General features: G+C 71.6%; 27 protein-coding genes. 11 read left to right on the top strand and 16 right to left on the bottom strand.

What is annotated here, in order from left to right:
* Positions 1-4: 4 nt before the first annotated feature.
* Positions 5-688: a phosphoglycerate mutase family protein gene (locus tag NR112_RS14280; protein WP_256794972.1), complete on the bottom strand. Its 684-nt coding sequence runs from the start codon at positions 686-688 to the stop codon at positions 5-7.
* Positions 685-885 carry a hypothetical protein gene (locus tag NR112_RS14285; protein WP_256794973.1) on the bottom strand — a complete coding sequence of 67 codons (201 nt, stop codon included), beginning with the start codon at positions 883-885 and terminating at the stop codon, positions 685-687. Before NR112_RS14285 ends, NR112_RS14280 begins: the two co-directional genes overlap by 4 nt.
* Positions 886-988: 103 nt before the next feature.
* On the opposite strand from NR112_RS14285, the gene NR112_RS14290 reads away from it, so the two are divergent.
* On the top strand, positions 989-2,662 hold the full coding sequence (locus NR112_RS14290; RefSeq protein WP_256794974.1) for a metallophosphoesterase: 1,674 nt from the start codon (positions 989-991) through the stop codon (positions 2,660-2,662).
* Here the strand turns inward: NR112_RS14290 and NR112_RS14295 are convergent.
* The 5 genes from NR112_RS14295 to NR112_RS14315 form a co-directional block, all read right to left on the bottom strand.
* Positions 2,652-4,415: an AMP-binding protein gene (locus NR112_RS14295; protein ID WP_256794975.1), complete on the bottom strand. Its 1,764-nt coding sequence runs from the start codon at positions 4,413-4,415 to the stop codon at positions 2,652-2,654. The two genes, NR112_RS14290 and NR112_RS14295, sit on opposite strands and share 11 nt — an antisense overlap.
* A gap of 51 nt (positions 4,416-4,466) precedes the next feature.
* Positions 4,467-5,156: a PH domain-containing protein gene (locus NR112_RS14300; protein ID WP_256794976.1), complete on the bottom strand. Its 690-nt coding sequence runs from the start codon at positions 5,154-5,156 to the stop codon at positions 4,467-4,469.
* 53 nt (positions 5,157-5,209) lie between these two features.
* Positions 5,210-6,883, bottom strand: coding sequence for a SulP family inorganic anion transporter (locus tag NR112_RS14305; protein ID WP_256794977.1), 1,674 nt, complete (start codon positions 6,881-6,883; stop codon positions 5,210-5,212).
* Between the two features lie 70 nt (positions 6,884-6,953).
* On the bottom strand, positions 6,954-7,301 hold the full coding sequence (locus NR112_RS14310; protein ID WP_256794978.1) for an SHOCT domain-containing protein: 348 nt from the start codon (positions 7,299-7,301) through the stop codon (positions 6,954-6,956).
* On the bottom strand, positions 7,298-7,744 hold the full coding sequence (locus NR112_RS14315; protein ID WP_256794979.1) for a DUF6325 family protein: 447 nt from the start codon (positions 7,742-7,744) through the stop codon (positions 7,298-7,300). Before NR112_RS14315 ends, NR112_RS14310 begins: the two co-directional genes overlap by 4 nt.
* Positions 7,745-7,874: 130 nt before the next feature.
* Here NR112_RS14315 and NR112_RS14320 point away from each other — a divergent pair, with 130 nt between their 5' ends.
* From NR112_RS14320 to NR112_RS14330, 3 genes are all read left to right on the top strand, one after another.
* The gene (locus NR112_RS14320; protein WP_256794980.1) at positions 7,875-8,996 is read left to right on the top strand and encodes an AI-2E family transporter; all 1,122 of its coding nucleotides are present in this window, start codon (positions 7,875-7,877) and stop codon (positions 8,994-8,996) included.
* 187 nt (positions 8,997-9,183) lie between these two features.
* Positions 9,184-10,272 carry an SGNH/GDSL hydrolase family protein gene (locus tag NR112_RS14325; RefSeq protein ID WP_256794981.1) on the top strand — a complete coding sequence of 363 codons (1,089 nt, stop codon included), beginning with the start codon at positions 9,184-9,186 and terminating at the stop codon, positions 10,270-10,272.
* Positions 10,273-10,336: 64 nt separating this feature from the next.
* Entirely contained in the window at positions 10,337-11,893 is a 1,557-nt protein-coding gene (locus NR112_RS14330) for an NAD(P)/FAD-dependent oxidoreductase (RefSeq protein ID WP_256794982.1), read from the top strand.
* A 3-nt stretch (positions 11,894-11,896) separates the two neighbouring features.
* Here NR112_RS14330 and NR112_RS14335 read toward each other — a convergent pair whose 3' ends face one another.
* Both NR112_RS14335 and NR112_RS14340 read right to left on the bottom strand, forming a co-directional pair.
* Complete coding sequence (locus tag NR112_RS14335; protein ID WP_256794983.1) at positions 11,897-12,484, bottom strand: DNA-3-methyladenine glycosylase I; 588 nt, start codon at positions 12,482-12,484, stop codon at positions 11,897-11,899.
* A 9-nt stretch (positions 12,485-12,493) separates the two neighbouring features.
* Positions 12,494-13,072: a GNAT family N-acetyltransferase gene (locus NR112_RS14340; protein WP_256794984.1), complete on the bottom strand. Its 579-nt coding sequence runs from the start codon at positions 13,070-13,072 to the stop codon at positions 12,494-12,496.
* A gap of 143 nt (positions 13,073-13,215) precedes the next feature.
* Here NR112_RS14340 and NR112_RS14345 point away from each other — a divergent pair, with 143 nt between their 5' ends.
* The 4 genes from NR112_RS14345 to NR112_RS14360 all read left to right on the top strand — a co-directional run bounded on the left by NR112_RS14345 (position 13,216) and on the right by NR112_RS14360 (position 15,129).
* A complete protein-coding gene (locus NR112_RS14345) occupies positions 13,216-13,710 on the top strand; it encodes a CAP domain-containing protein (RefSeq protein WP_256794985.1) in 495 nt (164 codons plus the stop codon).
* Positions 13,711-13,910: 200 nt separating this feature from the next.
* Complete coding sequence (locus tag NR112_RS14350) at positions 13,911-14,228, top strand: helix-turn-helix transcriptional regulator (protein WP_256794986.1); 318 nt, start codon at positions 13,911-13,913, stop codon at positions 14,226-14,228.
* Positions 14,225-14,749: an SRPBCC domain-containing protein gene (locus tag NR112_RS14355; RefSeq protein WP_256794987.1), complete on the top strand. Its 525-nt coding sequence runs from the start codon at positions 14,225-14,227 to the stop codon at positions 14,747-14,749. Before NR112_RS14350 ends, NR112_RS14355 begins: the two co-directional genes overlap by 4 nt.
* Positions 14,749-15,129, top strand: coding sequence for a VOC family protein (locus NR112_RS14360; RefSeq protein ID WP_256794988.1), 381 nt, complete (start codon positions 14,749-14,751; stop codon positions 15,127-15,129). The genes NR112_RS14355 and NR112_RS14360 overlap by 1 nt, the downstream gene beginning before the upstream one ends.
* A gap of 6 nt (positions 15,130-15,135) precedes the next feature.
* Here NR112_RS14360 and NR112_RS14365 read toward each other — a convergent pair whose 3' ends face one another.
* Together NR112_RS14365 and NR112_RS14370 are read right to left on the bottom strand one after the other, a co-directional pair.
* Positions 15,136-15,735 carry an HNH endonuclease signature motif containing protein gene (locus NR112_RS14365; protein WP_256794989.1) on the bottom strand — a complete coding sequence of 200 codons (600 nt, stop codon included), beginning with the start codon at positions 15,733-15,735 and terminating at the stop codon, positions 15,136-15,138.
* Positions 15,657-16,601 carry a DUF222 domain-containing protein gene (locus tag NR112_RS14370; protein ID WP_256794990.1) on the bottom strand — a complete coding sequence of 315 codons (945 nt, stop codon included), beginning with the start codon at positions 16,599-16,601 and terminating at the stop codon, positions 15,657-15,659. Before NR112_RS14370 ends, NR112_RS14365 begins: the two co-directional genes overlap by 79 nt.
* A 144-nt stretch (positions 16,602-16,745) precedes the next feature.
* Between NR112_RS14370 and NR112_RS14375 the strand changes: the two genes are divergently transcribed.
* On the top strand, positions 16,746-17,621 hold the full coding sequence (locus NR112_RS14375) for a phosphatase PAP2 family protein (protein WP_256794991.1): 876 nt from the start codon (positions 16,746-16,748) through the stop codon (positions 17,619-17,621).
* Here the strand turns inward: NR112_RS14375 and NR112_RS14380 are convergent, their stop codons facing one another.
* The 4 genes from NR112_RS14380 to NR112_RS14395 all read right to left on the bottom strand — a co-directional run bounded on the left by NR112_RS14380 (position 17,622) and on the right by NR112_RS14395 (position 22,162).
* Positions 17,622-18,530, bottom strand: a complete 909-nt coding sequence (locus tag NR112_RS14380) for a carbohydrate ABC transporter permease (RefSeq protein ID WP_256794992.1) — start codon at positions 18,528-18,530, stop codon at positions 17,622-17,624. It abuts the gene before it with no gap.
* Positions 18,527-19,651, bottom strand: a complete 1,125-nt coding sequence (locus tag NR112_RS14385; RefSeq protein ID WP_256794993.1) for a carbohydrate ABC transporter permease — start codon at positions 19,649-19,651, stop codon at positions 18,527-18,529. The genes NR112_RS14380 and NR112_RS14385 overlap by 4 nt, the downstream gene beginning before the upstream one ends.
* An 82-nt stretch (positions 19,652-19,733) precedes the next feature.
* The gene (locus tag NR112_RS14390) at positions 19,734-20,987 is read right to left on the bottom strand and encodes an extracellular solute-binding protein (RefSeq protein ID WP_256794994.1); all 1,254 of its coding nucleotides are present in this window, start codon (positions 20,985-20,987) and stop codon (positions 19,734-19,736) included.
* 50 nt (positions 20,988-21,037) lie between these two features.
* Positions 21,038-22,162 carry a substrate-binding domain-containing protein gene (locus NR112_RS14395; RefSeq protein WP_256794995.1) on the bottom strand — a complete coding sequence of 375 codons (1,125 nt, stop codon included), beginning with the start codon at positions 22,160-22,162 and terminating at the stop codon, positions 21,038-21,040.
* A 217-nt stretch (positions 22,163-22,379) separates the two neighbouring features.
* On the opposite strand from NR112_RS14395, the gene NR112_RS14400 reads away from it, so the two are divergent.
* Together NR112_RS14400 and NR112_RS14405 are read left to right on the top strand one after the other, a co-directional pair.
* Complete coding sequence (locus NR112_RS14400; protein ID WP_256794996.1) at positions 22,380-24,491, top strand: glycogen debranching N-terminal domain-containing protein; 2,112 nt, start codon at positions 22,380-22,382, stop codon at positions 24,489-24,491.
* Positions 24,492-24,537: 46 nt separating this feature from the next.
* Entirely contained in the window at positions 24,538-26,223 is a 1,686-nt protein-coding gene (locus NR112_RS14405) for an FAD-dependent oxidoreductase (RefSeq protein ID WP_256794997.1), read from the top strand.
* A gap of 22 nt (positions 26,224-26,245) precedes the next feature.
* Here the strand turns inward: NR112_RS14405 and NR112_RS14410 are convergent, their stop codons facing one another.
* A complete protein-coding gene (locus NR112_RS14410) occupies positions 26,246-26,539 on the bottom strand; it encodes a hypothetical protein (RefSeq protein WP_256794998.1) in 294 nt (97 codons plus the stop codon).
* Positions 26,540-26,565 lie beyond the last annotated feature (26 nt).

Raw genomic sequence — 26,565 nt, forward strand, 5'->3', positions numbered from 1 at the left:
GCGGTCAGAGCCAGCTCGAGCGCTCGCGATCGGTCGGCACGACGTCGGGGTTCCACTGCGTGAACGGCGCCTCGAGCTTGTAGTGGAGGTCCTTCTGGCGCAGCAGCACCACGGGCTGGGCGTTCTCGGGGTTGTCGAGCGACTCGAAGTAGTCGACGCTCCAGTGGAACCACCGCATGCAGAAGAGCCGCATCGTCAGGCCGTGCGTCACGATGACGACGTTGCGCGGCGCGGTCGGCGTCTCGAAGTTGCGGTGCATCGACTCGAGGAACGTCGACACGCGGTCGTAGACGTCCGACCCGGACTCGCCGTGGCTGAACCGGTAGAAGAAGTGGCCGTAGCGGTCCCGCTCGGCCTTCTGCTGGGCGATGTCGACGGGGTCCTGGAAGTTGGCCCAGTCCTGCTCGCGCAGGCGCGGCTCGACCCGCACGTCCCGCTCAACCACCGGCAGGGCGAGCGCCTCGAGGGTCTGCCTGGTGCGCACGTACGGCGAGACGTAGGCCTCGACCGACTCCCCGTCGAGCACGTCCCGGATCGCGGCACCCGTGTCGCGGGCCTGCTGAAAACCTTTGGGCGTCAGGCTGATCCGGTGGTCGGGTACGCGCTCGTAGACGGTGTCGTCGAGGTTGCCCTCGGACTCGCCGTGCCGCACGAGGATGATCCGGTTCGGTCGGTGCTCGAGGTTCACCGCCTCAGACTACGGTCGCGACCCCGTGCCGCCCACGGGGCGACGAGGAGCACGAGCCAGGCGAAGCCGACGACGAAGCTCGCCACGAGGATGACGATCCCGGCGGACCCACCGAGCACCCGTGGCCCGACGACGAGCAGGACGGCATACGCGACGAGCGCCGTGACGAGGACGGCCTTGCGACGAGTCGACCCCATGACTCCCCCTCGCTGCGATGCGCTGACGGCCCCATCGCACCACCCGCACGTGAACGGGCGGTGCCGTCCGGGTGACACCTCCCGGTCCGGTTAGGGTGAGGCGATGCGACAGGTGGGCGACCTGCTGACCGGTGACAGCCCCTGGCTGCGCCGGGCCTCGCACGTGCTCAAGTGGCTCGCGGTGCTCGCGGCCTGCTACCTGGGAGGCGTGGCCGCGACCAACCTCGCGCCGACCGTCGCCGAGACCTCGCAGTACCGCGCGGTCCTGCGCCTCGACCCGGTGCCGCGTCACTCGCCCGTGCTCCACGCGCCGACGATCGTCGGTGACGTCGACGTCCAGTTCGCCTCTCCCATCGTCGCGCCCGGCCTCGACGTGCAGGTCGCGGTGCGCGAGGAGATCACCAACCTCTTCACCCGGCCCAACGTCGACATCAAGGCACTTCAGCCCTCGCCGGACGAGATCTCGTCGGCGGTCGCGCAGGCCGCCGTCGGCGTCGGCATCCGCTTCCTCCTCGGCGCGACGGCGATCGCGGTGCTCCTCGCCCTGGCCTCGCACTACATCCGGCAGCGCACCACCCGTCGACACCACGTGCTCTTCGTCGCGTCCGCGATGGTCGTGGCGACCGCCGTGACCTTCGGCGGGATCGCCCTGACCTACCAGCCGGGCCGCTTCGCGGAGTACCGCACGAGCGGCGTCCTCGGCGTCGTGCAGCGCAACGCCGGCCTGCTCGCCGACGTCGAGGCGCGCGCCACCCAGGTGACGCCCTACTTCCGCAACCTCCTCGCGGTGACGCAGGCGCTCCAGCAGAAGTACGTCGCCGGCAACGTCGACGAGCCCGTCTCGTCGCGCTTCCTGCTCGTCTCGGACATCCACGGCGCGAACCAGTACGCCCTGATGCGCACGATCATCGCGGAGGAGGACATCGACGCCGTCATCGACAGCGGCGACCTCGTCAACTTCGGCCGGGTCCAGGAGGGCGACGCCGCCGACCTCTATCGCTCGATCCAGTCGCTCGGCGTGCCCTACATCTTCACGAGCGGCAACCACGACCAGTCGTCGGCGACCGACCGGGCCGTCGTCGCCCGACTCGCCCGCATCCCGAACGTCGTGCTCCTCGAGGACGCCGCCGGGTCGCTGCGGGAGCTGACCTTCCACGGGCTGCGCATCACCGGCTTCAACGACCCGCGCTACTTCGGCGACGACAACGCCGACCCCACGGCCAAGGCGAAGCCCGCCGTCGACCGCTACAACGCGGCCGTGGCGGACCAGCCCGAGCCCGACGTCGTCGTGACGCACGAGCCGTATGCCGCCGAGCAGGTCGAGCGCGGACGCCTGCTCGTCAACGGGCACATGCACACCCCGGCGCTCGAGGGCAACCGGATCCAGGTCGGCACCTTCACGGGCGGCGGGGTCGTCTCGCACTACTCCGAGGGCCCGGGGCAGGAGCTCGACGGGCAGCCGTACTCCTTCGACATCGCGCAGTTCGGCACGTCGTGCGAGCTGACCTCGCTGAGCCGCTACTCGTTCCGCAACCTGCTCGAGGGCCGTCCGGCCTACGACAGCGTGCAGGTCATCAGCGGAGCCCGCATCGACCCCTACCGACCCGTCCCGTCGACCGTCCAGCAGCCCGGGCAGGACCAGCCGGACCCGGCCAAACGCATCTGCAGCCGCATCGACGAGACGACGGTGCGGTCGCTGCCGCTCGCCTCGGACGACCCGGCCTCGTCGGCCACGACGACCCCGGCCGCACCGTCGGGGCTGCCCGTCACCCCTTGAGATCGGGGAACTGGTCGTCGCGCCACTCGTTGGCGGGCTGGTCGGCGCCGGTCGCCTCGAGGTCGGTCTCGCGGCCGCGCAGCTCGACCCGGCGGATCTTGCCCGAGATCGTCTTGGGCAGCTCGAAGAACTCGATCCGCCGGACCCGCTGCCACGGCGCGAGCTTCTCGCGGGCGTGGGCGAGGATCGAGCGCGCGACGTCCTCGCCGGGCTCGTGGCCGGGGGCGAGGGCGATGTACGCCTTGGGCACGGCGAGGCGCAGGGGGTCGGGCGCGGGCACGACGGCGGCCTCGGCGACGGCCGGGTGCTCGATGAGCACCGACTCGACCTCGAACGGGCTGATCTTGTAGTCGCTCGCCTTGAAGACGTCGTCGGTGCGTCCGACGAAGGAGATGTAGCCGTCGGCGTCGACCGACGCGACGTCGCCCGTGTGGTAGAAACCGCCCGCCATGGCGTCGGCGTTGCGCTGCTCGTCGCCCTGGTAGCCGGTCATGAGCGGGACGGGATGCTGCGCCAGGTCGAGGCAGATCTCGCCCTCACGGTTGCCGTCCGAGTCGGCCTCCGTGACAAGGACGTTCGTGATCGGGTCGACGACGACGACCGGGCAGCCGGGGAGTGGCCGACCCATCGAGCCGGGCTTGACCGTGGAGCCGGGGGTGTTGCCCACCGCTGCGGTCATCTCGGTCTGTCCGTAGCCGTCGCGGATCGTCAGGCCCCACGCCTTCTCGACCTGCGCGATGACCTCGGGGTTGAGCGGCTCGCCGGCACCGATGACCTCGCGCAGCGACCCCGGCCCGCCGGACAGGTCGCTCTTGATGAGCATCCGCCACACCGTCGGCGGCGCGCAGATCGAGGTGACCTCGTGCGTGCGCAGGACCCGCAGCAGGGCGGCCGGGTCGAACCGGCTGTAGTTGTAGACGAATGCCGTCGCCTCGGCCGCCCACGGGGCGAAGAACGACGACCATGCGTGCTTGGCCCAGCCGGGGCTGCTGATGTTGAGGTGCACGTCGCCGGGCTGCAGCCCGATCCAGTACATCGTCGACAGGTGCCCGACGGGGTAGGAGCGCTGGGTGTGCTCGACGAGCTTGGGCCGGCTCGTCGTGCCGGACGTGAAGTAGAGGAGCATCCGGTCGTCGGGCGCCGTGCCCGGGTGGTCGGTGGGCGGGACCTCGAGGTCGTAGGCCGCCTCGTGGCGTTCCCAGCCGGCCGTGGCGGTCCCGGCCGGGTCGGCCCCACCGACGGCGACGCGGACGTGGTCGCCCGGCACGTCGTCGAGCTTGTGCACCTCCGACGCGTTGGTGATGACGGCGCGGGCCGCGCCGCGCTCCATCCGGTCGACGAGGTCGCCGGGGCCGACGGCGGTCGTCGTCGGCATGACGACGGCGCCGAGCTTGATGACGGCGAGCATCGACTCCCAGAGCTCGACCTGGTTGCCGAGCATGAGGATCACCGAGTCACCGCGGCGCACCCCGAGGGTGGCGAGGTGCGCGGCCACCTGGTCGGAGCGGCGGGCCATCTCGTCCCAGGAGTACGAGGCCGACGACTCGTCACGCTCGACGATCGTCAGGCAGGCGCCGTCGTTGCCTCGGGCGACGGCGTCGAACCAGTCGACGCCCCAGTTCCAGCGGTCTCCCACGTCGGGGAAGGTGAACTCGCGGACGGCGCGCGCATGGTCACCACGCAGGGCGAGCAGCGCGTCTCGGGCCGCTCGGTAGGTCGCGGTCACACCGGCTTCGTCGACAGTGGAGGTCATGACCCGACGATGCCACACGGGCCTGCCGTGCGGCAGGGTACGGCGACGGGCTCAGAGCGACTGGTCGCTGGCGTCACCGAGGTCGCGCGGGCGACGGCGCTCCTCCGCGAGCTCGGGTCGGTCGGACCGCTCGGACCGCTGGCGTGGGATCGCCGTCGTGTCCTCGCTGTAGCCGTCGTCGCCGGCCGCGGAGCCCGGGTCCGCGGCCGGCGCGTCGACCATGCCGCGGCCGTGGGCGCGCCGGCGCAGGTCGTCCTCGTCGATGAGGCGGTTGATGAGCTGCTGGACCTCGTTGCTGCGCGGGATGTTCGTGAGGTTCTCGTCGGGGCTGTCGCCGGCCGACTCGATGTGCAGGGAGCCCGCGCCGATGATCCGGTCGACCACGGTCTGCTGGAAGCTGACGTCGGTGATCTTCGAGAGCGTGATGTCCTTGCCGTTCTTCGTCAGGATGCCTCGGCGCACCATGACGCGGTGCGAGGTGATGACGTAGTGCGTGGTGCGCCAGCGCAGGTAGGGCACGAAGACCGCCGGGACCGCGACGAGGACGAACACGGCCACGGCGATCCACTGGATCCGGTTGCCGGTGTCGTCGTCGGGCGTGGCGCGGGCGACGGTGATGCAGGCCGCGGCCAGCAGCAGGCCGAAGATCGTGGGCACGACGACGGTGAGCCAGTGCGGGTGCAGGTCGCGCTCGACCTTCTCTCCCTTGGCCAGCACGTTCTCCGGGAAGCCCACGGTCATCCTCCTGTCGTCACGGTCCCCTCGGACCACCTGTTGACGTCCAGCCTAGGCGGTCATGCCTCCCCGTCGGTCGGCCCGGACTCGGCGAGGAGCCGCAGTCCGTCGGCCCGGGCCCGGCGGGTGGTCTGGCCCAGCCACTCGGTGCCGAGGTAGACGTGGTCGGGCCCCACGAGACCGACGAGCCCCTCGGCCTCCATCTGGTGCAGGACCTGCCGGTTGTCGACGACGAGCTTGAGGACGCCGTCCTTGGCCTGCAGCTCCCGCGCGTAGCCACGGAGCACGTCGATGAGGGTCAGCCCGATCTGGTCGACCCCGCGCAGCCGGAGCACGACGACGGCGTGCCGTGACCCCTCGTCGACGCGCGGCAGCAGGGCTCGGAACGTCGGGGCGCTGGCGAAGAAGAGGGAGCCGTACGGCTGGAGCACGAGCACCTCGCCGGCCGGCACGGTGTCCGGTGGCTCGCCCTGGCGCACCCTCCCCTCGGCGTCGAGGTCGAGGCGGGTGACCCGCACCCGGTTGGACTGCTCGACGACGTGGAGCACGATCGCGAGGGCGACCCCGACGAGCACGGCGTACTGCACCGGGATGAGCAGGGTCAGCAGGAAGGTCAGGGCGAGGACGACGGTCTGGACGGTCCCCGTGCGCATCACCGACCGCACCCTCGCCGGCTTCACCGCGCCGGCGCCGACGACCATGAGGAGCGCGGCGATGGCCGGCAGCGCGACGAGGGCCACCACGCCGGCGAGCACGAGCACGACGAGCGCCATGACCCCACCGGCGAAGGCGAGCGAGAGGCGCGTTCGGCCGCCCGCCGTCGCGACGAGCGACGACGCCGACATGGAGCCGCCGACCGGCATGCCCCGGAAGAGACCGGAGACGACGTTGCCGACCCCCTGGCCGATGAAGTCGCGCGAGGCGACGGACGATCGCCCGTCGGGGTTCGGCACCGCAGCCGAGACCGCGGCGCCCTGCACGAGCCCGATGAAGGCGAGCGAGACCGCGGGCAGCGCGAGGTAGGGCACGTCACCGAGCGACGGCAGCGCCGGCAGCGGGAGCGAGCGGGGGACGGCCGCGATGTCGCCGACGACGGCGACGTCCGCGTCGAAGAGCGAGCCCAGCACACCGGCGAGCAGCGAGCCGACGGCGATCGCGACCACGAGGCCGAGCGCGCCCAGGCGCGTCCGCTGGAGCCCGACGATGAGCACGAGGGTCACCACCCCGACGAGCAGGGTCATGAGGTCGATCCGCCACGGGTGGATCAGCAGGTCGACGGTGCGCATGATCCGGTTGGCGCCGGACGTCTCGGCTCCGGTGAAGTCGCCGAGCTGCCCGAGCACGATGTTGACGCCGACGGCCGTGACGAAGCCGGTCATGACCGAGCTCGGCACGAAGCGCAGCAACACTCCACCGCGCAGCAGGCCGGCCACGATCATGACGACACCGGTCAGGGCGGCCAGGGTCCAGAGCGCCCGCTCGGGGTCAGGTCGCGACCCCAGGTCGGCGTCGGCGACGACGAGCGACATGGCTCCCGTCGCCTGGACGGCCATGAGGGTACTGCTCGTGAAGAGCGCGGCGCCCACCATGCCGTAGAGGTAGCCGTAGAGCCCCGCGAGCGGATTGACGCCCGCGAGGACGCCGCTCGCCAGTCCGTCGGGGACGCTCTCGACGCCGAGCACGACGCCTGCCTTGAGGTCGGCGCCCAGAGACCCGCTCCTCAGCCGCGCCAAGGCAGCTCGTCCTGCGCCGCCCGTCACGGTGCCGCCGTCGACGTCACCGTTGGCGGCCCCCACATCCGGATCAGCCGCCCAGGATGCGGGCCTTCTGCTGCGCCAGCTCCTCGTCGGTGAGGATGCCCTGCGCGTGCAGTGCCGCCAGGCGTTCGAGGGAGTCCAGCACGTCGTCGGCCGCGGGAACGGGGGCCGGCGGCGGAGGCGGCGGCGGGGGTGGCGGGGGCGCCTGGGCCTCCGTGGCGGCGGCCTGGGCCGCGGCCTCCTGCTGCTGCTGGGCCTGGGCGTCCGCGGCCTGCTGTGCCTTGGCCTGCTGGCCCTGCGCCACCTTGCCGCTCACCGCGGTGGCAGTGCCGGCGACGACGGCCGTCCGGGCCGCCACCCCCAGCAGACCCGGCCTGCCCCTGCGTCCCCTCATGACCCCTCCTCGTTCGACGAGATGGCCGCCAGGGCAACCTCGATGTCCTCGCGCGGCAGGCGCTCCATGACGAGCAGCTGCCCGTCCAGCTCGCGCACCTCGGCAGCGATCTCGGAGGCCCACACGTTCTCCCAGGCGATGACGAGCACCGTCGTGCCGGGGTCCATCTCGGCGGCGATCGCGAGCGCGTCCTCCTCCCCGACGAGGTCGGGCATCACGGTCGGGAAGCCGAGCAGCTCCTCCGCGCCCTCGGGTGACTCGGCGTCGAACAGCCGCACGCTGCCGTCGTCGTCCTTGCGGACGAGGAGGACGTCGAGCACGCGCACGGCCCCTCGGTCGACGGCTCGTGCCACCGCATCGCGGATGCCGCCTTGTCGCAGCTCGCCACGGAATCCGATGACCGCCAGGTCCACTGGCCCGATGGGCCCCGTCGCAGTCGACATGGGACTCCCTCCCGACTCGTGGCGACGTCATGCAGACGTCGCTCGCCTTCATGCTCCGGCGTGCACCCGTGGTGGGCATCACCCCGGCAGGGTGACGCCCGTGCCGAGTCCCGGTGATGACATGACAGGCATGAGCGCAGCGGACGTACCGGGGGCCAGCGATCCCGAGGATCCGGTTCCCGAGACGCCGTCCGGGGCTCCGGCGGTGCCCGCCGTCCCCACGATGCCGCGCGGCGTCCTCATCCTCGTGGCACTGGCGGCGGGCTTCGTCGTCGCGTACGGCATCCACCTCGTGTCGGGCATCCTCGGCCCACTCTTCCTCGCCCTCGTCCTCATCATCGCGGCGTTCCCGGTGCGCAACGCCCTGGTCCGTCATGGCCTCCCGCACTGGCTCGGCACGCTCGCGGTCGTCCTCGTGATCTACCTGGGCATCGTGGGCCTGGCCCTGCTCATCGTGGTGTCGGGCGCGGAGCTCGCAGGCCTGCTCCCCCAGTACGCCGACGACCTCGCGTCCCTCGTCGCCGACGTGACCGACTGGCTGGCCGCCCGCGGTTTCAGGCCCGAGCAGACGCAGGCGATCGCCTCGTCCCTCGACCTCGGGCGCGTCAGCGCGCTCATCACGTCGCTGCTCTCGGACGTCCTGTCGCTCGTGACGAACCTCGTCTTCGTGCTCGCGCTCGTGCTCTTCGCCGCGATGGACGCGAAGGGCTTCTCCGAGACACTCACGACGCTCCGGAGCGAGCGGCTCGCGTTCGTGTCGGCGATGACGTCCTTCACGCACGGAACGCGCCGATACCTCGTGGTGGCAACGGTGTTCGGCGCGATCGTCGCCGTCTTCGACACCGTGTTCCTCTGGCTCGTCGGCGTGCCCGGCGCCCTCCTGTGGGGACTGCTCGCCTTCATCACGAACTACATCCCCAACATCGGCTTCGTCATCGGCCTCGTGCCCCCGGCGATCCTCGCGCTGCTCGATGGCGGGTGGAGCTCCTTCGTCATCGTCGTGGTGGTCTACAGCGTCATCAACCTCATCATCCAGTCGGTGATCCAGCCGAAGGTCGTCGGAGACGTCGTGGGGCTCTCGGCGGTCGTGACGATCCTGTCGCTCGTCGTCTGGTCGCTCCTCCTCGGCGCCATCGGAGCCGTGCTCGCGATCCCGCTGACGCTGCTCGTCAAGACCCTGCTCGTCGATGTCGACCCGCGCACGAGGTGGCTCCGGGGCCTCCTCGGCGACCGTGGCGCGACGCCGTCCTGACCGCCTGGCGACGGGCCGACACCCTGCCGCCAGCGGCCACCCTCAGTTCGGCTCGCGGGACCACCGGGCTGGCCCTACTGTCCGGTAGTGGGACGTGTGACGCAGGGCACAGCGTGGCCGCGGGCGGCGCCCCGGCAGGTTGCAGTGCTCGGCGTCAGGAAGCCTTCCACCCACAAAGGAGTGTGTCGTGAAGAGCAGGTCCGTCATGTCATCCACCCGCCGGCGTGCCCTCGGGGCCGGCCTCTCCGCCGTCATCGGAGCCGGAGCCGCCCTCGCCCTCGGCGCCCCGGCCGTCGCAGCGGGCACGGGCTACGTCGCCCTCGGCGACTCCTACTCCTCGGGCACCGGGACGCGGACGTACATCAGCGACGGCACGTCGTGCCAGCGCTCCGTCTACGCCTACCCGTCGCTCGACGCCTCGGCCCTCGGGCTGGCACTGACCTTCCGCGCGTGCTCCGGCGCGACGGTCGCCGACGTGACGAACACCCAGCTGTCGGCGCTCTCGAGCACGACGGCATACGTCACGATCTCGGTCGGGGGCAACGACGCCGGCTTCGCGAGCGTGCTGACGACGTGCGCGCAGCCGAGCTGGCTGAGCAACTGCAACGGCGCCATCGACACGGCCCAGGGCACCATCAACACCACGATCCCGGGCCGCCTCGCGACGCTCTACTCCTCGATCCGCGCCAAGGCCCCCAACGCCCGCGTCATCGTCGTCGGCTACCCGCGCATCTTCAACGGCGAGGACTGCAACGCCTTCACGTGGTTCTCCCCCACCGAGGAGTCGCGCCTCAACGCCACCGCCGACCTGCTCAACTCCAGGACGGCGAGCGCCGCGGCCAACGCCGGGTTCACGTTCGTCAACCCGACCTCGAAGTTCGTCGGGCACGCGGTGTGCGACAACGTCGAGTGGCTCAACGGCCTGTCCAACCCGATCGGCGAGAGCTACCACCCCAACATCGCCGGTCACCGGGACGGCTACGCCGTCGTCACCAAGCCCGCCTTCGGGCTCGCCCTCAAGCTCTCGGCGTCGCAGGCCGAGGCCAGGGCAACGGCGTCCGCCGACTCGCTGGCCCGGGACGCGAGGCGGTATGCCGCCGTCGACCGCACGATCACCCCGGAGCGTTTCGTCGCTCCCGACCTCACGACGCCCGCCGCCCGCGCGGCCGCGGCCCGCGCCGGGGTCGACCTGAGCAGCCGCACGAGCATCGACGCCGCCGACCGGCTCTACTCGGCCCGTCAGGACGCCGCGAGGAGGTCCGTGGCTTCGCGGTGAGCCTGCGGTGAAGCAGTGGTGAGGTCGTCGGGCGTCGCCCGGGCACGGCACCTAGTCTGACCGGGTGCGCTACGACGACATCATCATCGGGGCCGGTCACAACGGCCTCACGGCCGCCGCCTACCTGGCCCGCGCGGGAAGGACTGTCCTCCTCCTCGAGCGATCGGACCGGGTGGGCGGCGCTGCCGTGTCCGCCCGGGCCTTCGAGGGGGTCGACGCGCGACTGTCGCGCTACTCCTACCTCGTCTCGTTGCTGCCGCGTCAGGTGCTCACCGACCTCGACCTCGACCTGCAGCTCATCCGGAGGCGGTTCTCGTCGTACACGCCGGTCCCGTCGGATCCCGACCGTGGCCTCCTCGTCGACCACGGTGACGAGGCGGCGACGCGCGCCGCCTTCCGCGCGCTCACCGGCGGCGACGACGCGTACGCCGGGTGGAGCGACTTCTACTCCCGGATGGCCGACGTCGCCGCGCGGGTCTTCCCGACCGTCCTCGAGCCCCTGCGCTCCCGCGACGACGTGCGCACGCTCTCCGGCGACGCCGACCTCTTCGACGCGCTGACGACCCGTCCCGTCGGCGAGCTCATCGAGTCGGTCACCGACGACGACACGCTCCGCGGCATCATCGCCACCGACGCCCTCATCGGCACCTTCGCCTCGCTCGGTGAGGTCGACCTGCGCCAGAACGTCTGCTTCCTCTACCACCTCATCGGAGGCGGCACCGGAGACTGGGACGTCCCCGTCGGAGGCATGGGCGCGCTCACGAACTCCCTTGCGGCAGCGGCGGTCTCGGCCGGCGCGACGATCATCACGGGCGCCGAGGTCACGTCGGTCGACCCCTCCACGGGAGAGGTCGCCTGGGCAGGCGGGAGCGCCGGCACTGGCGGCGCCATCGGTGGCACCCTCGTGGCCGGGTGCGCACCCACCGTCCTCAACCGCCTCCTGGCTGCGGCGGGTGCGGCACCGGTCGACACGGAGCCCGACGTCGAGGGCGCCCAGCTCAAGGTCAACATGCTGCTGACCCGCCTGCCCCGCCTGCGTGACGCGGCCGTCGACCCGGCCGCAGCCTTCGCCGGCACCTTCCACATCAACGAGGGCTACGCCCAGCTCGAGCAGACGTATGCCGCCGCGCGCGACGGCCGCATCCCGGACCTGCCGCCGTGCGAGATCTACTGCCACACCCTCTCGGACCGCTCGATCCTCGGCGCGGAGCTCGCCGCGACGGACGCGCAGACCCTGACGCTCTTCGGGCTGCACCTGCCGGCGCGCCTCTTCCGGGCCGACAACGAGACGGCGACGAAGGAAGCCCTCGCGGCCACCCTCCGCTCGCTCGACTCGGTGCTCGGCGAGCCGATCGAGTCGGTGCTCGCCCGTGACGCCAACGGCGACCCCTGCATCGAGGTCAAGAGTCCCGTCGACCTGGAGCAGTCCGTCGGCCTGCCGGGCGGCAACATCTTCCACCGCTCGCTGCAGTGGCCCTGGGCCGAGCGGGACGTCGAGGTGGGCACCTGGGGCGTCGAGACGGCATACGACAACGTGCTGCTCGGCGGTGCGGGGGCCCGGCGCGGCGGCGGAGTCAGCGCGATCCCCGGCCACAACGCGGCCCGGGCGATCCTCGGCTGAGGTCTAGGCGGGCCAGACGCCCGAGCTGCCCCGGCGGTGGCTGCCCATGAGGTGGGTGTCGACGATGCCGACGGCCTCCATCAAGGCATACATGGTCGTGGGTCCGACGAACGCGAAACCCTTCTTGCGCAAGGCTTTTGAGAGCGCCTTGCTCTCGTCGGACACGGTCGGCACGTCAGAGTGGTCGTGCGGGCGCGGGGTGTCGGGCGGCTGGAAGCCCCAGACGAAGTCGACGAGACCGCCCTCGTCGCGCAGGGCGACGGTGGCCCGGGCGTTGGTGATCGTCGCCTGGATCTTGCCGCGGTGGCGGATGATGCCGGCATCACCGAGCAGCCGCTCGACGTCGGCGTCGGTGTACGTCGCCACGACGTCGGGGTCGAAGTCGGCAAAGGCCACCCGGAAGTTCGGGCGCTTGCGCAGGATCGTCGCCCACGACAGTCCGGCCTGGAAGCCCTCGAGGCAGATCCGCTCGTAGAGGCCTCGCTCGTCGCGGATCGGGACCCCCCACTCGGTGTCGTAGTAGTCCATGAGGAGAGGGTCCACGGAGGCCCACGTGGGGCGGGCGAGCCCGTCAGCACCAACGACCGTCATGCCGCGACCCTAGGAGATCGACCGGCGCATGACGACGCGGGGGAAGCCCCCGGACACGGCGGTGGTGTCGGCCGCCTTGGCGAAGCCGGCACGCTCGAAGAGCACGCGCGTGCCGACGTAGGCCATCGTGAGGTCGACCTTCTCGCCGCGGTTGTCGACGGGGTAGCCCTCGACGGCGGGCGCGCCCTGGTCGCGGGCGTAGCCGACGGCGCCCTCGAGGAGTGGTTGGGCGATGCCCTGGCCGCGGTGACCGGGGCGGACCCGGATGCACCAGATCGACCACACGGCGACGTCGTCGACGTGCGGGATCTTCACCGACCGCGCGAAGGGCAGCTCCGACCGGGGCGCCACGGCGGCCCAGCCGACGACCTCGGCGCCGTCGTAGGCCAGCACTCCCGGGGCGACCCGGCGGCGCGTGAGCGCTCGGACGAACTCGCGGCGCTCGGGGCCGACGAGACTCCTGTTGGTCTTCGCGTCCACGCGGTGGCTCAGACACCAGCACACGCTCGACGTCGGGCTCTTCGGCCCGAGCATCGTCGCGACGTCGTCGAACCGCGCGAGCGTGGCCGGGCGCACCTCGAAGGTCATGGCGCCAACGCTAGCCATGGGTGGTGACGGCATGCCGTCGACGGCGCGAGCCGGCCGGTAGACATGTCCGTTTCGTCGACAGACGCCCGCGACCTCCGTACCGTGGCTGGACGGCATACGCCCGCAGTCATCTCGGAGGACCCATGCAGTCGACCAGCACTCCCACCCGCACTCGTATCGGTCTCGTCGTCGCTGCCTCGGCCGCCCTCGCCGCGACCCCGGCGATCGGTTCGTCCCAGACGGCCCAAGCAGCGACGATGAGCGTCCAGAACCAGGTCATCCAGCTCGTCAACGTGCAGCGCGCCAAGGTCGGGTGCCGCGCCCTCGTGCTCGATGCTCGCCTCTCCCGAGCAGCCCAGGCGCACTCGATCGACATGGCGAAGCGGCGCTACTTCGCGCACACGAGCCTCGACGGGCGCACCTTCGCACAGCGGATCCGGGCGCAGGGCTACACCGGTTCGATCATCGGCGAGAACATCGCGGCCGGCTACCCCACCCCGAAGGCCGTCATGGACGCGTGGATGAAGAGCCCGGGACACAAGGCCAACATCCTCAACTGCCGCTACACGGCCATCGGCGTCGGATCGGCGGTCGGCGGCCCGTACCGCTACTACTGGACGCAGGACTTCGGCGGCTGAGCGGCGGCGGTTCTCCGTCATCGACGCCGTGCCGGCGGATGGCACTGCGGCGACGCGGGTCAAGCACGAGTTCGCCGATGTCGGCGGCCCGTCGCTCGCGCGGCCAGTCCCGCTCAGCCGCGCCCTACGGCGCCGCGAACGTCACTGGGTCGTACATGATTATCCTTGCGGGTACATAACTGATTGGGTACATTCACTGTATGGACGCGGTACTGCAGGCCTTGAGCGACCCGAGCCGACGCACGGTGCTCGAGATCCTGCGCGACCACCCGGCCACCGCAGGCGAGCTCGCCGACGCCCTGCCGATCGCCCGGCCAGGCGTGTCCCGTCACCTGCGGGTGCTCCGCGAGGCCGGGCTCGTCGACGTGCGCCAGGAGGCGCAGCGCAGGATCTACACCCTGCGCCCCGAGGCCCTCGTCGAGGTCGACGAGTGGCTGGACGACTACCGCGTCCTGTGGCAGAACCGGCTCGATGCCCTGCACACGGAGATCGCACGAGGAAAGAAGGCACGGAAGTGAAGATCACCGGCACGATGCGCGCCCTCGACGACACCCGCGGAGCGGTCCGCGTGGAGGACGTCTACGACACGGACATCCAGGACCTCTGGGAGGCGTGCACGAACCCCGAGCGGCTGGCCCGATGGATCGCCGAGGTCTCCGGGGATCTTCGCGTGGGCGGAACGGTGCACGCCGTCTTCACGAGCACGTGGACCGGACCGGCGACGGTCGAGGTCTGCGACGCGCCGCACCACCTGTTGCTGACGACCGAGCCCGGCACCGAGGACGAGAGCCAGATCGAGGCCTGGCTCACCACCGAGGGGACGAAGACCCGCCTCGTGGTCGAGGAGCGCGGACTGCCGGTCGGGCAGCTCCACTTCTACGGAGCCGGCTGGCAGGTCCACCTCGAGGACCTCGGACGCTCGCTGCGCAGCGGCGGCTCTGCTCACGACGGCGGCTGGTCGTCAGAGGCGCCCGCTCCCGCCTGGCAGGAACGCTGGACGGCGCTGACCCCCGCCTACGAGACCATGACGGACCGCTGATGTCCGACACGATCCGCTTCGACGGGACGACGGTCAACGCGCCTCATGCGCTCGAGCTCGCGCAGTTCTATGCCGAGATCACGGGCGGACTGGCCAAGGGCTCGGCGCACTGGGCCGCGGTGAGCACCGGGGGCGCGCTCATCGCCTTCCAGCAGGTCGAGGACTTCCGGCCGCCGACCTGGCCAGGTGGTTCGGCGCCGATGCAGCTGCACCTCGACTTCTTCGTCGACGACCTCGCGGCGAGCGGGGCACGCGCGACCGCCGCCGGGGCCCGACTGCTCGAGGTCCAGCCCAACGACCACTGCCGGGTCTACGCCGACCCGGCCGGCCACCCGTTCTGCCTGTCGACGTGGGAGGGACAGCAGCTCTTCGACAGCTGAGCAGCCTCAGGTCGGGGTGAAGTCGACGAGGTGCGGGTGCAGGGTGCCACCGGAGGGCGCGGGGTAGCGGCGGCCGAGTCGGGCTGGTGGTCTGCGCCGGTCGGGCTGGTCCGACTCGCCCGAGCCGTCCGGCTGGTTCGGTCCGGGGGTCAGGGTGAGCCGGGGTGGTGGGGGTGGTTGCCGTGGTTGCTGGGGTGGGCCGATGAGCAGGCCGGTGTCGGTGTGGAAGGTGAGCCCGTCGGGGTGGGTGGGGTCGCCGGTGAGGGTGAACTCGCCGCGGTGGTGTCCGTCGTGGTGGAAGGTGCACAGGGCCAGCAGGTTGCTGGTGTCGGTGGGGCCGCCGTCGCGCCAGTGGGTCAGGTGGTGGATCTCGAGGTGGCGGGTGCAGCCGCAGCCGGGGAAGCGGCAGCCGCGGTCGCGGTCCAGGACCAGGATGCGGGTGCGGTGCGGGACGACGCGGTGGGCGCGGCCGACGTTGACGGGGTGCCCGTCGGTCTCCCAGACCGGGGTCAGGGTCCCGTCACAGGTCAGCTGGTTCGTGATGTGTTGGGGCAGGCGGGGGCGGCCGGTGAGCCAGCCGCCGTCGGTGTCGAGGTGGACCTGCACCCGGTACCGGGCCCGCCGGGCTGCACCACCGGAACGGCCCGCACCGTCGGCGCTGCTTGTGGCGGCGTCGAGGGAGCGGGTGGCGAGCACGATGAGGGCGTCGGCCCAGGTGACGCGGGGCCGGCCGCCGTCGACCTCGGTCCAGCTCGGGTGCAGCACGTCGCCGTTGAGCAGCTGCCGGTCGGGCTCGACTCCCTCGGGGGACCCATGGTGCTGAGGGTGTGGAAGAGGTGGTCCTTGGCCTCGGCGAGGGCGGACTCGACGAGGGCGCCGACCTCGGCCGGGGCGTCGTAGCGCAGCCGGAACCGCCCGTCGGCGTCCAGGCCCATGGACAGGTGGGCCGGTTCGACCGGCTCCGCCCTCACCGGTCCCACGTCGCTGATGGTGGCCTCGCCGGGCAGGGCGCGGCCGCGGTCGTCGACGCTGTCGGGTTGGAGGGTGAAGTCGTAGCGGGTGACGGTGCGCTGCAGCTGGGTCACCGTCGCGTGCTGGGCGAACTGCGCGACCGTGGTGTCGAACGCGGCCGGGGTGTGCCGGGCCACGACCGCGGCCGGGGTGTGCCGGGCCACGACCGCGGCCTGGTCCAGGCTGATCCGTCCCTCCCGCAACGCCGCGACGGTCGCGGGCAGCTCCGCGGCGCGGCGCGCGAGCAGCACCATCGCGCCCGCCTGGCCCCGCGAGAGCCCGGCGCGGAGCATCAGCCAGTGCTCCGGCGACCGCAGCCCGGCGGCCTGCCAGGACCCGTCGGCCAGGACCGCGACGACGAGGTCGACGAACCGGGCGTGCGCGTCGTGCAGGTCGGCGGCCAGGGACGCGACGTGGTCCCAGTCCTGCTCGATCTGCTGCGTGCTCCGGCTCTGCTCCATATCCTTGATCGTACAGGTGTTCGAACAACCGGACAAGACTTGTCCACATGAAAACGTCTGTCCCGCAATGGTTTACGTCTCAACGTGACGCGCCGGACGGCATACCTCTGCGGCTGGACGGCCGCTCGTGGGTAAGGATGGGGCATGCCAGAGCCCACGCGCCCGCAGACCCCCGACGACACCATCGGGGCGCGCGACCTCACCACCTGGCACACCCGCTTCGGCCGGTGGCTCGTCGCCCTCTTCGCCGGCCTGGCCCGCGTCTCACGCCCGGCCGCACGGCGCGTCGCCTCGTGGTCCTCCGCCCACATCGCTTTCGTCGTCTTCTCCGTCATCGCGCTCATCGTCATGGTCGCCCTCGTCGAGGGCATCGAGACCATCTACGAGGGTGTCGTCGGGCGCGACGGGTTGACCGCCGTCGACCAGCCGGTCCTCGATTCGGCGATCACGCTCCGCTCCCCCGGGCTCGACTCCGCCGTCACGGCCTTCACCGATGTCGGCGGTCCGGTCGGCATGCCGATCCTCGCCCTCGTCGCCGTGGCGATCATCACGTGGCGTCGTCGCCGGTGGACGCCGATCGTCCTCACCGTCATCGCCGCGGCCGGGTCACTCGCCATGACGATCGTCGGCAAGAACTTTGTCGACCGCGCCCGCCCACCGGCTTCGCTCGCCGTGCCACCGCTCGAGATCTCGCCGTCGTTCCCGAGCGGCCACACCCTCAACGCGACCGTGCTGACGACGATCGTCGTCTACCTCGTCCTCATCGAGACGACAGCAGCCTGGCAGCGGGCTCTCGCGATCACGCTCGGCACGATCTTCGTCCTCACGATGGGGCTCTCCCGTGTCTTCCTCGGGCACCACTGGCTCACCGACGTGCTCGCCGGCTGGCTCATCGGCCTGGCCTGGGCCCTCGCCGTCATCACCGCGCACCGCCTCTGGCTCACCCTGCGCGAGCGACCCGAGACGGCGCGCGGCGACGCCACCGACGCCCCCGACGCCCCCGACACCGCTGTCGCGTGACTACTCCTTGACGGCGCCCTCGAGCGAGCCGGAGATGATCCGCTTCTGGAAGACGAAGAACATCAACGCCACCGGGATCGTCATGAGCACCGCCGCGGCGAGCTTGAGCGGGTAGCGGTTGCCCGCGCCCAGCGCTCCCGTGAGGAGCCCGGCGACACCGGTGGTCAGGGTGTTCGTCTCGGGCGAGGCCCGCGACACGAGGAAGTGCGGCAGCTCGTTCCACGACGACTGGAACGCGATGATCGTGATGGTGATGAGCGCCGGCTTCGCGACGGGCAGCACGACCGACCAGAAGGTCCGGAAGACGCCGGCCCCGTCGAGCTTGGCGGCCTCCTCGAGGCTGACCGGGATCGACTCGAAGAAGTTCTTCATGATGAAGACGCCGGCCGCGTCGGCGACGAGCGGCAGGATCATGCCGCTGTACGTGTCGTACATCCCGAGCTGCTTGATGATGAGGAACTTCGGGATGAGCAGCACGACGCCCGGCACCGCCAGCGTCACGACGATCGCCAGGGTCACCGCCCCGCGGCCGCGGAACCGCAGGCGCGCCAACGCATACCCGGCGAGCGAGTCGAAGAAGACGCGTCCCGCGGTGACGAAGAGCGCGACGACCACCGAGTTGGTGAACCACAGCCCGAAGTCCTGCTGGAAGAGCTGCTGGTAGGCCGCCGTCGTGAAGTTCGACGGGATGGGGTTGAGCGGGTTCGCCGTCGCGTCCGAGTCGGTCTTGAAGCTCGTGCCGATCTGGATGATGAACGGGAAGAGGTAGAGCAGCGCGAAGACCGTCAGCGCCGAGTAGCCGAGGGCCTTGAGGATCGCCGTCCGGGTCGCGTGCGGCCGCGGAGCAGCCTTCGGCGTCTCGGGGTCGGGGGCGCCGACGTGGCGGTCGGTCAGGGTGGTCTGGCTCATGTCGTCGGTCCCGTCGTCGACGTCGGGTGCTGGGGTGGTGCGGCGATGGGCTGGCTGCGGAGCCGCCCGAAGAAGCCGCGAGTGCTGGCGTCGCGGTCACGCAGGACGAGCGACTGGATCGCGGTGAAGACGATGATGATCCCGAAGAGCACGAACGACATGGCCGTGCCGGATCCCCACTGCCCGTTGTTGATCGACTGGTCGTAGCTGAGGAAGGCCGGGGTCAGGGTCGTCTTGCCCGGGTTGCCCTTGCTCATGATGTAGACCTGATCGAAGACCTGCCAGGTCCCGATCAACCCGAGCGTCAGCACCGTGAACAGGGTCGGGCGCAGGAGCGGGATCGTGATCGACCGCATCGTCCGCCACCGTGACGCGCCGTCGATCGACGCGGCCTCGTAGACGTCGGCCGAGATGTTCTGCAGCCCCGCGAGGAAGAGGAGCATGTAGCCGCCGGCCGACACCCAGATGACGAGCGCGATGATCGTCAGCATGGCCACGGACGGGCCGGAGAGCCAGTCCCACCAGGTCAGCCCGAGGAAGTCGCGCGACGTCAGCGCCGCCGGACCAGCGCCGTCGGCGCCACCGCCGATCCCGACCCAGCCGAGCATGATGTGGAGGACACCGCGGGGGTCGGCGAACCACTGGGGACCGTCGATGCCGAAGATCCCGAGCAGGGCGTTGACCGAGCCGCCGCCGGCGAAGAGGAAGAGGAAGACGGACGCGATCGCGACCGAGCTCGTCACCGAGGGGAAGTAGTACGAGGTGCGGAAGAAGCTGAGCCCCTTGAGCCGCCGCTGGTTGAGCAGTAGCGCGAGAGCGAGCGCGAGCACTGTCTGGATCGGCACGACGATGAGCACGTAGTAGAAGTTGTTGCGCAGCGACGTCGCGAAGTCGCTCCGCGTCAGGGAGTCCTCGGTGAGCAGCTGTCGGTAGTTGTCGGCGCCGACGAAGGAGACGCCCGAGCTGAGCGGTGATCCGCGGCCGTTCCAGTCGCTGACACTCACCCAGAAGGCGATGACGATCGGTGCGACGAGGAACAGCCCGAGGACGATGATGACGGGGCTGACGAAGAGCCAGCCCGAGCGGGTCTCTGACGCGCGTGCGGATCCGCCTCTGCGCATGGTGGTGCCCTCCTGGTCAGAGGAGCGGCGTGGGGGCCGGGATGGGGGCCGGCCGCCACGCCGGGGGTGGGGTCGGGAGGACTTACTTGAGGACGGCGTCGCCGTTCTTCTGGAGGCGGGCCAGCATGGCCTTCGGGTCGGCGCCCGGGAGGCCCTGCAGCTGCGTGTCGAAGTCCTTGAGCACGGGGTCCATGCCGGCGACGGTGACCGGGCCCTGGGCGTACTCCGCTCCGGCGAGGAACGCGGCCTCGTCGGGGAAGGCGGCCTTGTAGCCGTCGCCTGCTGACTTGAGCGACGGCATGACGCCGAGGCCCTTCGCGAGCGCGAGAGCCGGCTCGGCGGTCGAGAGGTACTTGACGAGGTCGACGGCCGCGGCCTGGTTCTTGCTCGCGGAGGCGACGCCGTAGCACTGCGTGAACGACAGCGTGCCCTTGCCCTTGGGGCCCTCGGGCAGCTCGAAGGCCTTCCACTTGAGGTCGGGGAAGTCGTTCTTGACGGCGCCCTTGATCCAGTTGCCCTCGATCGTCATGGCGGCCTTGCCCTTGCCGATGGCCTCGCCGCCCCAGCCCGAGTCGACGCCCTTCGGATAGGCGGTGGAGCCGCTCGCCAGCAGCTTCTGCACCTCCTGAAGACCGGCGAGGTTCTCGGGGGTGTCGGCCGTCATCTGGGTCTGGTCGGCGTTCGTGATCCAGCCGCCGGCCTGCTTCATGAAGGCGCCGATGCGGTCACGCGTGTCGCCGATGACGAGGCCCTTGACCCCTCCGGTCGTCAGCTTCTTGGCGACCGTCTCGAGGTCGGCCCACGTCTTGGGGACGTCGGCGTCGGTCAGCCCGGCCTTGGTCCACAGGTCGGTGTTGACGATGAGGGCGAGCGTCGAGAAGTCCTTCGGCGCACAGTAGAACTTGTTGTCGTACGTGAAGGTCTTGACGAGGCCGTCGTAGAAGTCGCTCTTCATGTCGAGCTGGTCGCCGTAGGCGAGCATGTTGCCGGCCTTGGCGTACGTCGGGAAGACGTTGGCGTCGGTGAAGAAGACGTCGGGCGGCGAGCCGGCCGCGAAGCCCTGGGTCAGCTGCTGGTTGATGTCGGAGGCGGCGACGACCTGGACCTTGTTGCCGGTCTTGGTCTCCCAGGCCTTGACGGTGTCCTGCTGGAGCTTGACGTCTGCCGGGCCGTTCGAGGTGATCATGAACGTGATCGTGACCGGGCCGCTCGCGGGCGGCTGCGTCGCGCCGCTGCCGCCGCTGTTGTCGAAGCCGCCTCCGCCGCCGCACGCGGCGAGCGCGAGCACTCCGGTGAGGCAGGCTGCGACGGCCGCCGTGGTGGTCTTGCGTGACATCGGTGTCTCCTGTTTCGGGTGGTGGTGGGTCAGCAGCACGTGCCCCTGGATCAGGGGCGTATGCCGGGTGGTTCGTCGTCGGGCCGCGCTTGCTTGGCGGTGGGTCGGGTGCCGGCACGCGCGGGGGCGGCCGGCTCGCGCACGCTCGAGGCGCGCACGGTCAGGGAGGGCTCGAGCAGCACCGGGCCGGGTGACGTCGTGGGGTCGACGAGCATGTCCCAGGCGGTGCGAGCGGCCTCGGCCACGGGCTGATGGACGCTCGTCAGCTGCATGGCGGCGGCGACGTCGGTGTCGTCGAAGCCGACGACACCGACGTCGCGCCCGGGCTCGAGGCCACGATTGCGGACGGCGCGCAGGACACCGAGGGCGAGCAGGTCGGAGGCGCAGACGACGGCCGAGTCGGGGCCGAGCCGGTCGAGCAGACGTGCGGCGGCGTCGGTCGCCTCGTCGAGGTCCTGCACCGCCTCGGCGGTCGGGGCATCGCCCGTGACGCCGAGCTCGGCGAGGCCGTCGGACCAGCCCTGCCGGCGGTTGTCACCGACTGGTGAGCCGGTGGGCCAGCCGAGCCAGCCGATCTGGGCATAGCCGGCCTCGGCGAGGTGCCGCACGGCCTGGAGCACCCCGGCGTGGCCGTCGACGTCGACCCAGCGCGTCAGCTCGGGCAGGTCCCACACCCGTCCGAACGACACGAACGGCACGTGCTGCTCGAGCAGCCAGGGCGGGCGGGGGTCGGCGTGCCGTGTGTCCGCAAGGACGAAGCCGTCGACGAGACCGCTCGCGAGGGTCTGTCGGTAGCCGGCGATGACGTCGTCCGGGTCGGGCGCGAAGGCGACGAGGTGGCTGGCGTGGGACGGCGCCGACACGGTGAGCTCGACGAGGAACTCGTCGAGGATGTGGCCGAGGCGGCGGTGCCCGGACGGGTTCACCTCGAAGCCGTAGGCCGAGGCGCGTCGGCGCCGGAGCTGCTGGGCGGAGACGTGCGGGGTGAAGCGCAGCCGCTCGATCTCCCGGAGCACCCGCTCGAGGGTGTCGGGGGCGACCTTGTGCGGTCGGTTGAGGGCGTTGCTCACCGTCTGACGGGACACACCCGCGGCCTCGGCGACGTCGACGATCGTCGGGCGCGACGGGGTGGCGACAGCGTCACGCCCGGCCTCTCGGCTCTCGTCGGTGGTCACCCGTCACGCTCCCTTGCGCTTGGTCCCGGTCCCTCGCGGGCCGTGTTGATCGTTCAAAACGGAACGGACTTGAACGTTCATACGAGAGGGAGCATGCTCTGGTCTGCCCCGATGGTCAAGCATGCTTGACCGTTCCGTGACAGGTTTGGTCGGGCGCCTCCGGCGTCCCCCAGCTCCTCTCCGGCAACGACCCCTGCTCCCGACGGAAGGCCCCTCGGTGTCCGAGCGCGACGCGCCGCTCCCCCCTCGCCAGCCCTGGCTGCACGAGCTGTCCATCGTCGTCGACGGGAACGCGACGGTGCTCTCGGACCGCTCGGGTGACGTGCTCCCCGGCACGAGCCAGGGACTCTACGTCGACGACCGACGCATCCTCGGCACGCTGCGCCTCGAGGTCGCCGGCGAGACGCCCGCCTTCGTGGCCGAGCGCGCGTCGGGTGCCGCCGCCGACTACGCCGCCGCCGCGCGCGGGCTGGGCAACCTCGGACCCGACCCGACCGTGGAGGTGCTCCGGAGCAGGCGCCTGCTCGGTTCGGGCACCCGCACCCTCACCGAGCAGGTCGCCATCACCTCACGGGCCGCGCAGACGGTGCACGCTCCCGTGAGACTCGTCGTCGCCGGTGACGGTCTCGACATCGGGGCCGTGAAGTCCGGCCACCTCAAGGGTCCTGCCACCGCGGCCGCAACGACGGCCGACGGTGTCGTCCTCACCGACGACTGGCACCGCACGACGGTCACGCTCGAGAAGCTCCCCCCGGGCGCCACGGTGGCCCTGCGGCCCGGCGACGACGGGTGCGTCGCGCTCGAGACGACGCTCGTCGTCGAGCCCGGCCGGACCACCTCGCTCTGCCTGCGTGTCACCACCGAGCGGCTGCAGGCCTCCGCCTTCGACGCCGACCCAGGCGCCGACGCGCTGGCCTGGGACGACGTGCGCGTCACCGCCCAGGACCACCGCCTCGCACGTGCCGTCGAGCACGGACTGGACGACCTGCGACATCTCGTCCTGCGCGACCCGCTGTCGCCCGAGCAGGTCTTCGCCGCAGCCGGAACCCCTTGGTACCTCACGCTCTTCGGCCGCGACTCCATCTGGACGGCACGCATGCTGCTGCCCTTCGGCACCGACCTGGCCGAGGGCACGCTGCACGCTCTCGCCCGACGCCAGGGCCGGACGCACGACCCTGTCACGGGCGAGGCGCCCGGGAAGATCCCGCACGAGCTGCGCCGCCACGTGCACCGCGACACGACAACGGGCATGACGCTGCCGCAGGTCTACTACGGCACCGTCGACGCGACCGCCCTCTGGGTCTGCCTTCTCGCCGAGGCGTGCGACTGGGGGCTGCCGCCCGAGCGCGCCCGCACCCTGCTGCCGGCCATGCGGGCAGCCGTCGCCTGGCTCACGGGCGACGGGCAGCCCGACGACGACGGCCTGCTCAAGTACCTCGACACGTCCGGCACCGGTCTCGCCAACCAGGGTTGGAAGGACTCGGGCGACTCGATCCGGTGGCGCGACGGCACGGTCGCCGACGCCCCGATCGCGCTCGTCGAGGCGCAGGCGTATGCCGTCGAGGCCCTCCGCGCCGCCGCGCGCCTCCACCGGGCGCTCGGTGACGACCACGCCGAGGCCGACGCCGCCGACGCCGCGGCGACCGCTCTCGAGGGGCGGATGCGCGACCGCTTCTGGGTCGACACCGACGCGGGCCACCACCTCGCCATCGCCCTCGACGGCGCGGGCCGGGCGGTCGACGGGCTCGGCTCCAACATGGGCCACGTGCTCGGCACGGGGGCCCTGACCCCGGGTGAGGCCGCGGCCGTGGCAGCGACCGTCACGGGTGACGAGCTGCTCGACGACTTCGGCGTGCGCACCCTCGGCGCCGGCAACGGCGGCTTCAACCCCATCGGCTACCACACCGGCTCGATCTGGACCCACGACACCGCGATCGCGGCGATCGGCTTGTCCCGTGAGGGATTCGGCGCCGAGGCGAGCACGGTCGCACGGACCCTGCTCGCGTCGGCCGAGGCCTTCTCCTACCGCTGGCCCGAGCTCTACTCCGGTCTCGCCCTCGCCGGTGCGCCGACGCCCTACCCGGCGTCGTGCCGGCCGCAGGCCTGGTCGGCGGCGTCCGCCGTCGCGCTGCTCACCGTGGCCCTCCGCCCCCGACCCGACGCGGCCACCCGCACGCTGCGCCTCTCTCCGGTGCGACCCGCCCCCTACGGTTCGCTGCGGGTCGAGGGACTGCGATTCTGCGGCGGTCGCGTCGACCTCGCCGTCTCGGCCGACGGTGCCGTCGAGGTGCTCAGCTCCCCCGACGACGTCACGGTCGTCACCGACTGAGGCGACGGCATACTCCAGGAGGGCGGGGGCTCCTAGGATCGGCAGGGTGAAGCCGGCGATCATCCTCGTGTCCGAGACCCGCTGCGACGAGCTGCTCGACGAGTTCGGGCGCTACGCCCGCGACTACGAGCTGCCCACCGCGACCTCCGCCCACGAGGCGAAGCTGGCCGCGAAGCGCGTCGTCGCCGAGGGCGGCCAGGTGGCGATGTTCGTCACCGAGTCACGCCTCCCCGACGCCGAGGTGCTCGAGGCCTTCCACTGGTGGCGCTCGAGCGTGCCGACCGCGCGACGCGTCATCGCCGCCCACGTCTCGAGCTTCCGCGAGGACGCCGAGCGACTGCGCGGCGGCATGGCCAAGGGCAAGTACGACGCCTACCTCCTCGCGCCGCGGGGTGCCCGCGACGAGGAGTTCCACACCGCCATCTGCGAGCTGCTGTCCGACTGGGGCTCGACGGTGGCCGAGCCCGAGGTCGTGGCGGTCGCCATCGTCTCGCCCGTCGAGGACGCCCTGACCCTGAGCATCCGCGACTACCTCGATCGGATGGGGCTGCCCAACCGCGTCTACGCCCCCGAGAGCGAGAAGGGCCGCCACGTCCTCTCGCTCGTCGCCGCTGAGGGCGGCGAGCCGGAGTTCCCGCTCTTCATGGACCTCAACCAGCGGGTCGGCAGCGCCCGGAGCATCCGCGACGTGGCGTCCGCCATCTACGGGCGCCCCGCCGACGTCGACGTCGAGCGGGTCGTCGACGTCGCGATCGTCGGCGCCGGACCGGCGGGCCTCGCCGCCGCCGTCTACGCGTCGTCCGAGGGGCTGACCACCGTCGTGCTCGAGGCGGAGGCCGTGGGCGGACAGGCCGGTACGTCGTCGATGATCCGCAACTACCTCGGTTTCCCGCGAGGCATCAGCGGGATGCGGCTGGCCCAGCGCGCGCGCAACCAGGCGATCCGCTTCGGCACCCAGTTCTTCTCCGGCTGGCCGGTCACGTCGCTCGTGCCCGGCGAGGTGGACGCCGACGGCGTGCTGGCGCCGCACCGGCTCTGCACCGAGGGTGGCGACCTGCTCGCCCGGGCCGTCGTCGTGTCGGCAGGCGTGAAGTACCGCCGGCTCGACGCGCCGGGCATCGAGCGACTCGTCGGCCTGGGCGTCCACTACGGCAGCGCCATGACCGCCGCCCGCGAGATGGAGGGCGCCGACGTCGTCGTCGTCGGTGGTGGCAACTCGGCGGGGCAGGCGGCGATCCACCTGGCCCGCTTCGCCCGATCGGTGACGATCCTCGTGCGGCGCGAGTCGCTCGCCGAGACGATGTCGGACTACCTCGTCGGCGAGATCGCCTACAACCCGCGGATCACTGTCCTCGCCTGCTCCGAGGTCGTCGCGGGCGGCCCCGGCGAGGACGGACGGCTCGGGTGGGTCACGGTGCGCAACACCGCCGACGGCACCGAGGAGCGACGTGAGTGCCGCGGCCTCTTTTTGCTCATCGGTGCGGCCCCGCACTGCGACTGGCTGCCCGACGCCGTGGTTCGGGACGCGCGCGGCTTCGTCCTGACCGGCCGCGACGTGCCGCAGGACCGGTGGCGCGACGGCCTGCCGCCCGAGAGCCTCGAGACGACGGTGCCAGGCGTCTTCGCAGCGGGCGACATCCGGGCGGGCTCGATGAAGCGCGTGGCGTCCGCGAGCGGCGAGGGCGCATCGGTCGTGCCGCTCGTGCACGCCTGGCTCGACCCGGCCCGCTGAGGCGGCACGCCGGGATGGGGCCTCAGAGCCGGATGAGCTGCCCGTCGCGGAACGAGTAGCGGTAGGCCGTCGTCGTGGCCGCCGGCAGGTTGGCCGGGTGAGCCGCCTGGTTGCGGTGCGGGTGCGGCATCGGCGCGGACGCGGTGCCGACGGGAGTCAGACCCCCGGCGACGCCTGCGGCGTGCGCCTCCCCGGCGCCCAGGGCCGTGGTGCCGACGAAGGCGACGGCGACGGCAGCGCCGGCGGCGCCGAGGCCACGACGGAGCGTGGCACGGAAGGTCGAGGGAGCGGTTCCGGGGCGGGGTGTCGTGTCCATGTCCCCACGTTCGCGCCGGCACCTGT

It is taken from the genome of Terrabacter sp. Ter38, from assembly GCF_024519435.1.
In the GTDB taxonomy this organism is placed as follows: domain Bacteria; phylum Actinomycetota; class Actinomycetes; order Actinomycetales; family Dermatophilaceae; genus Terrabacter.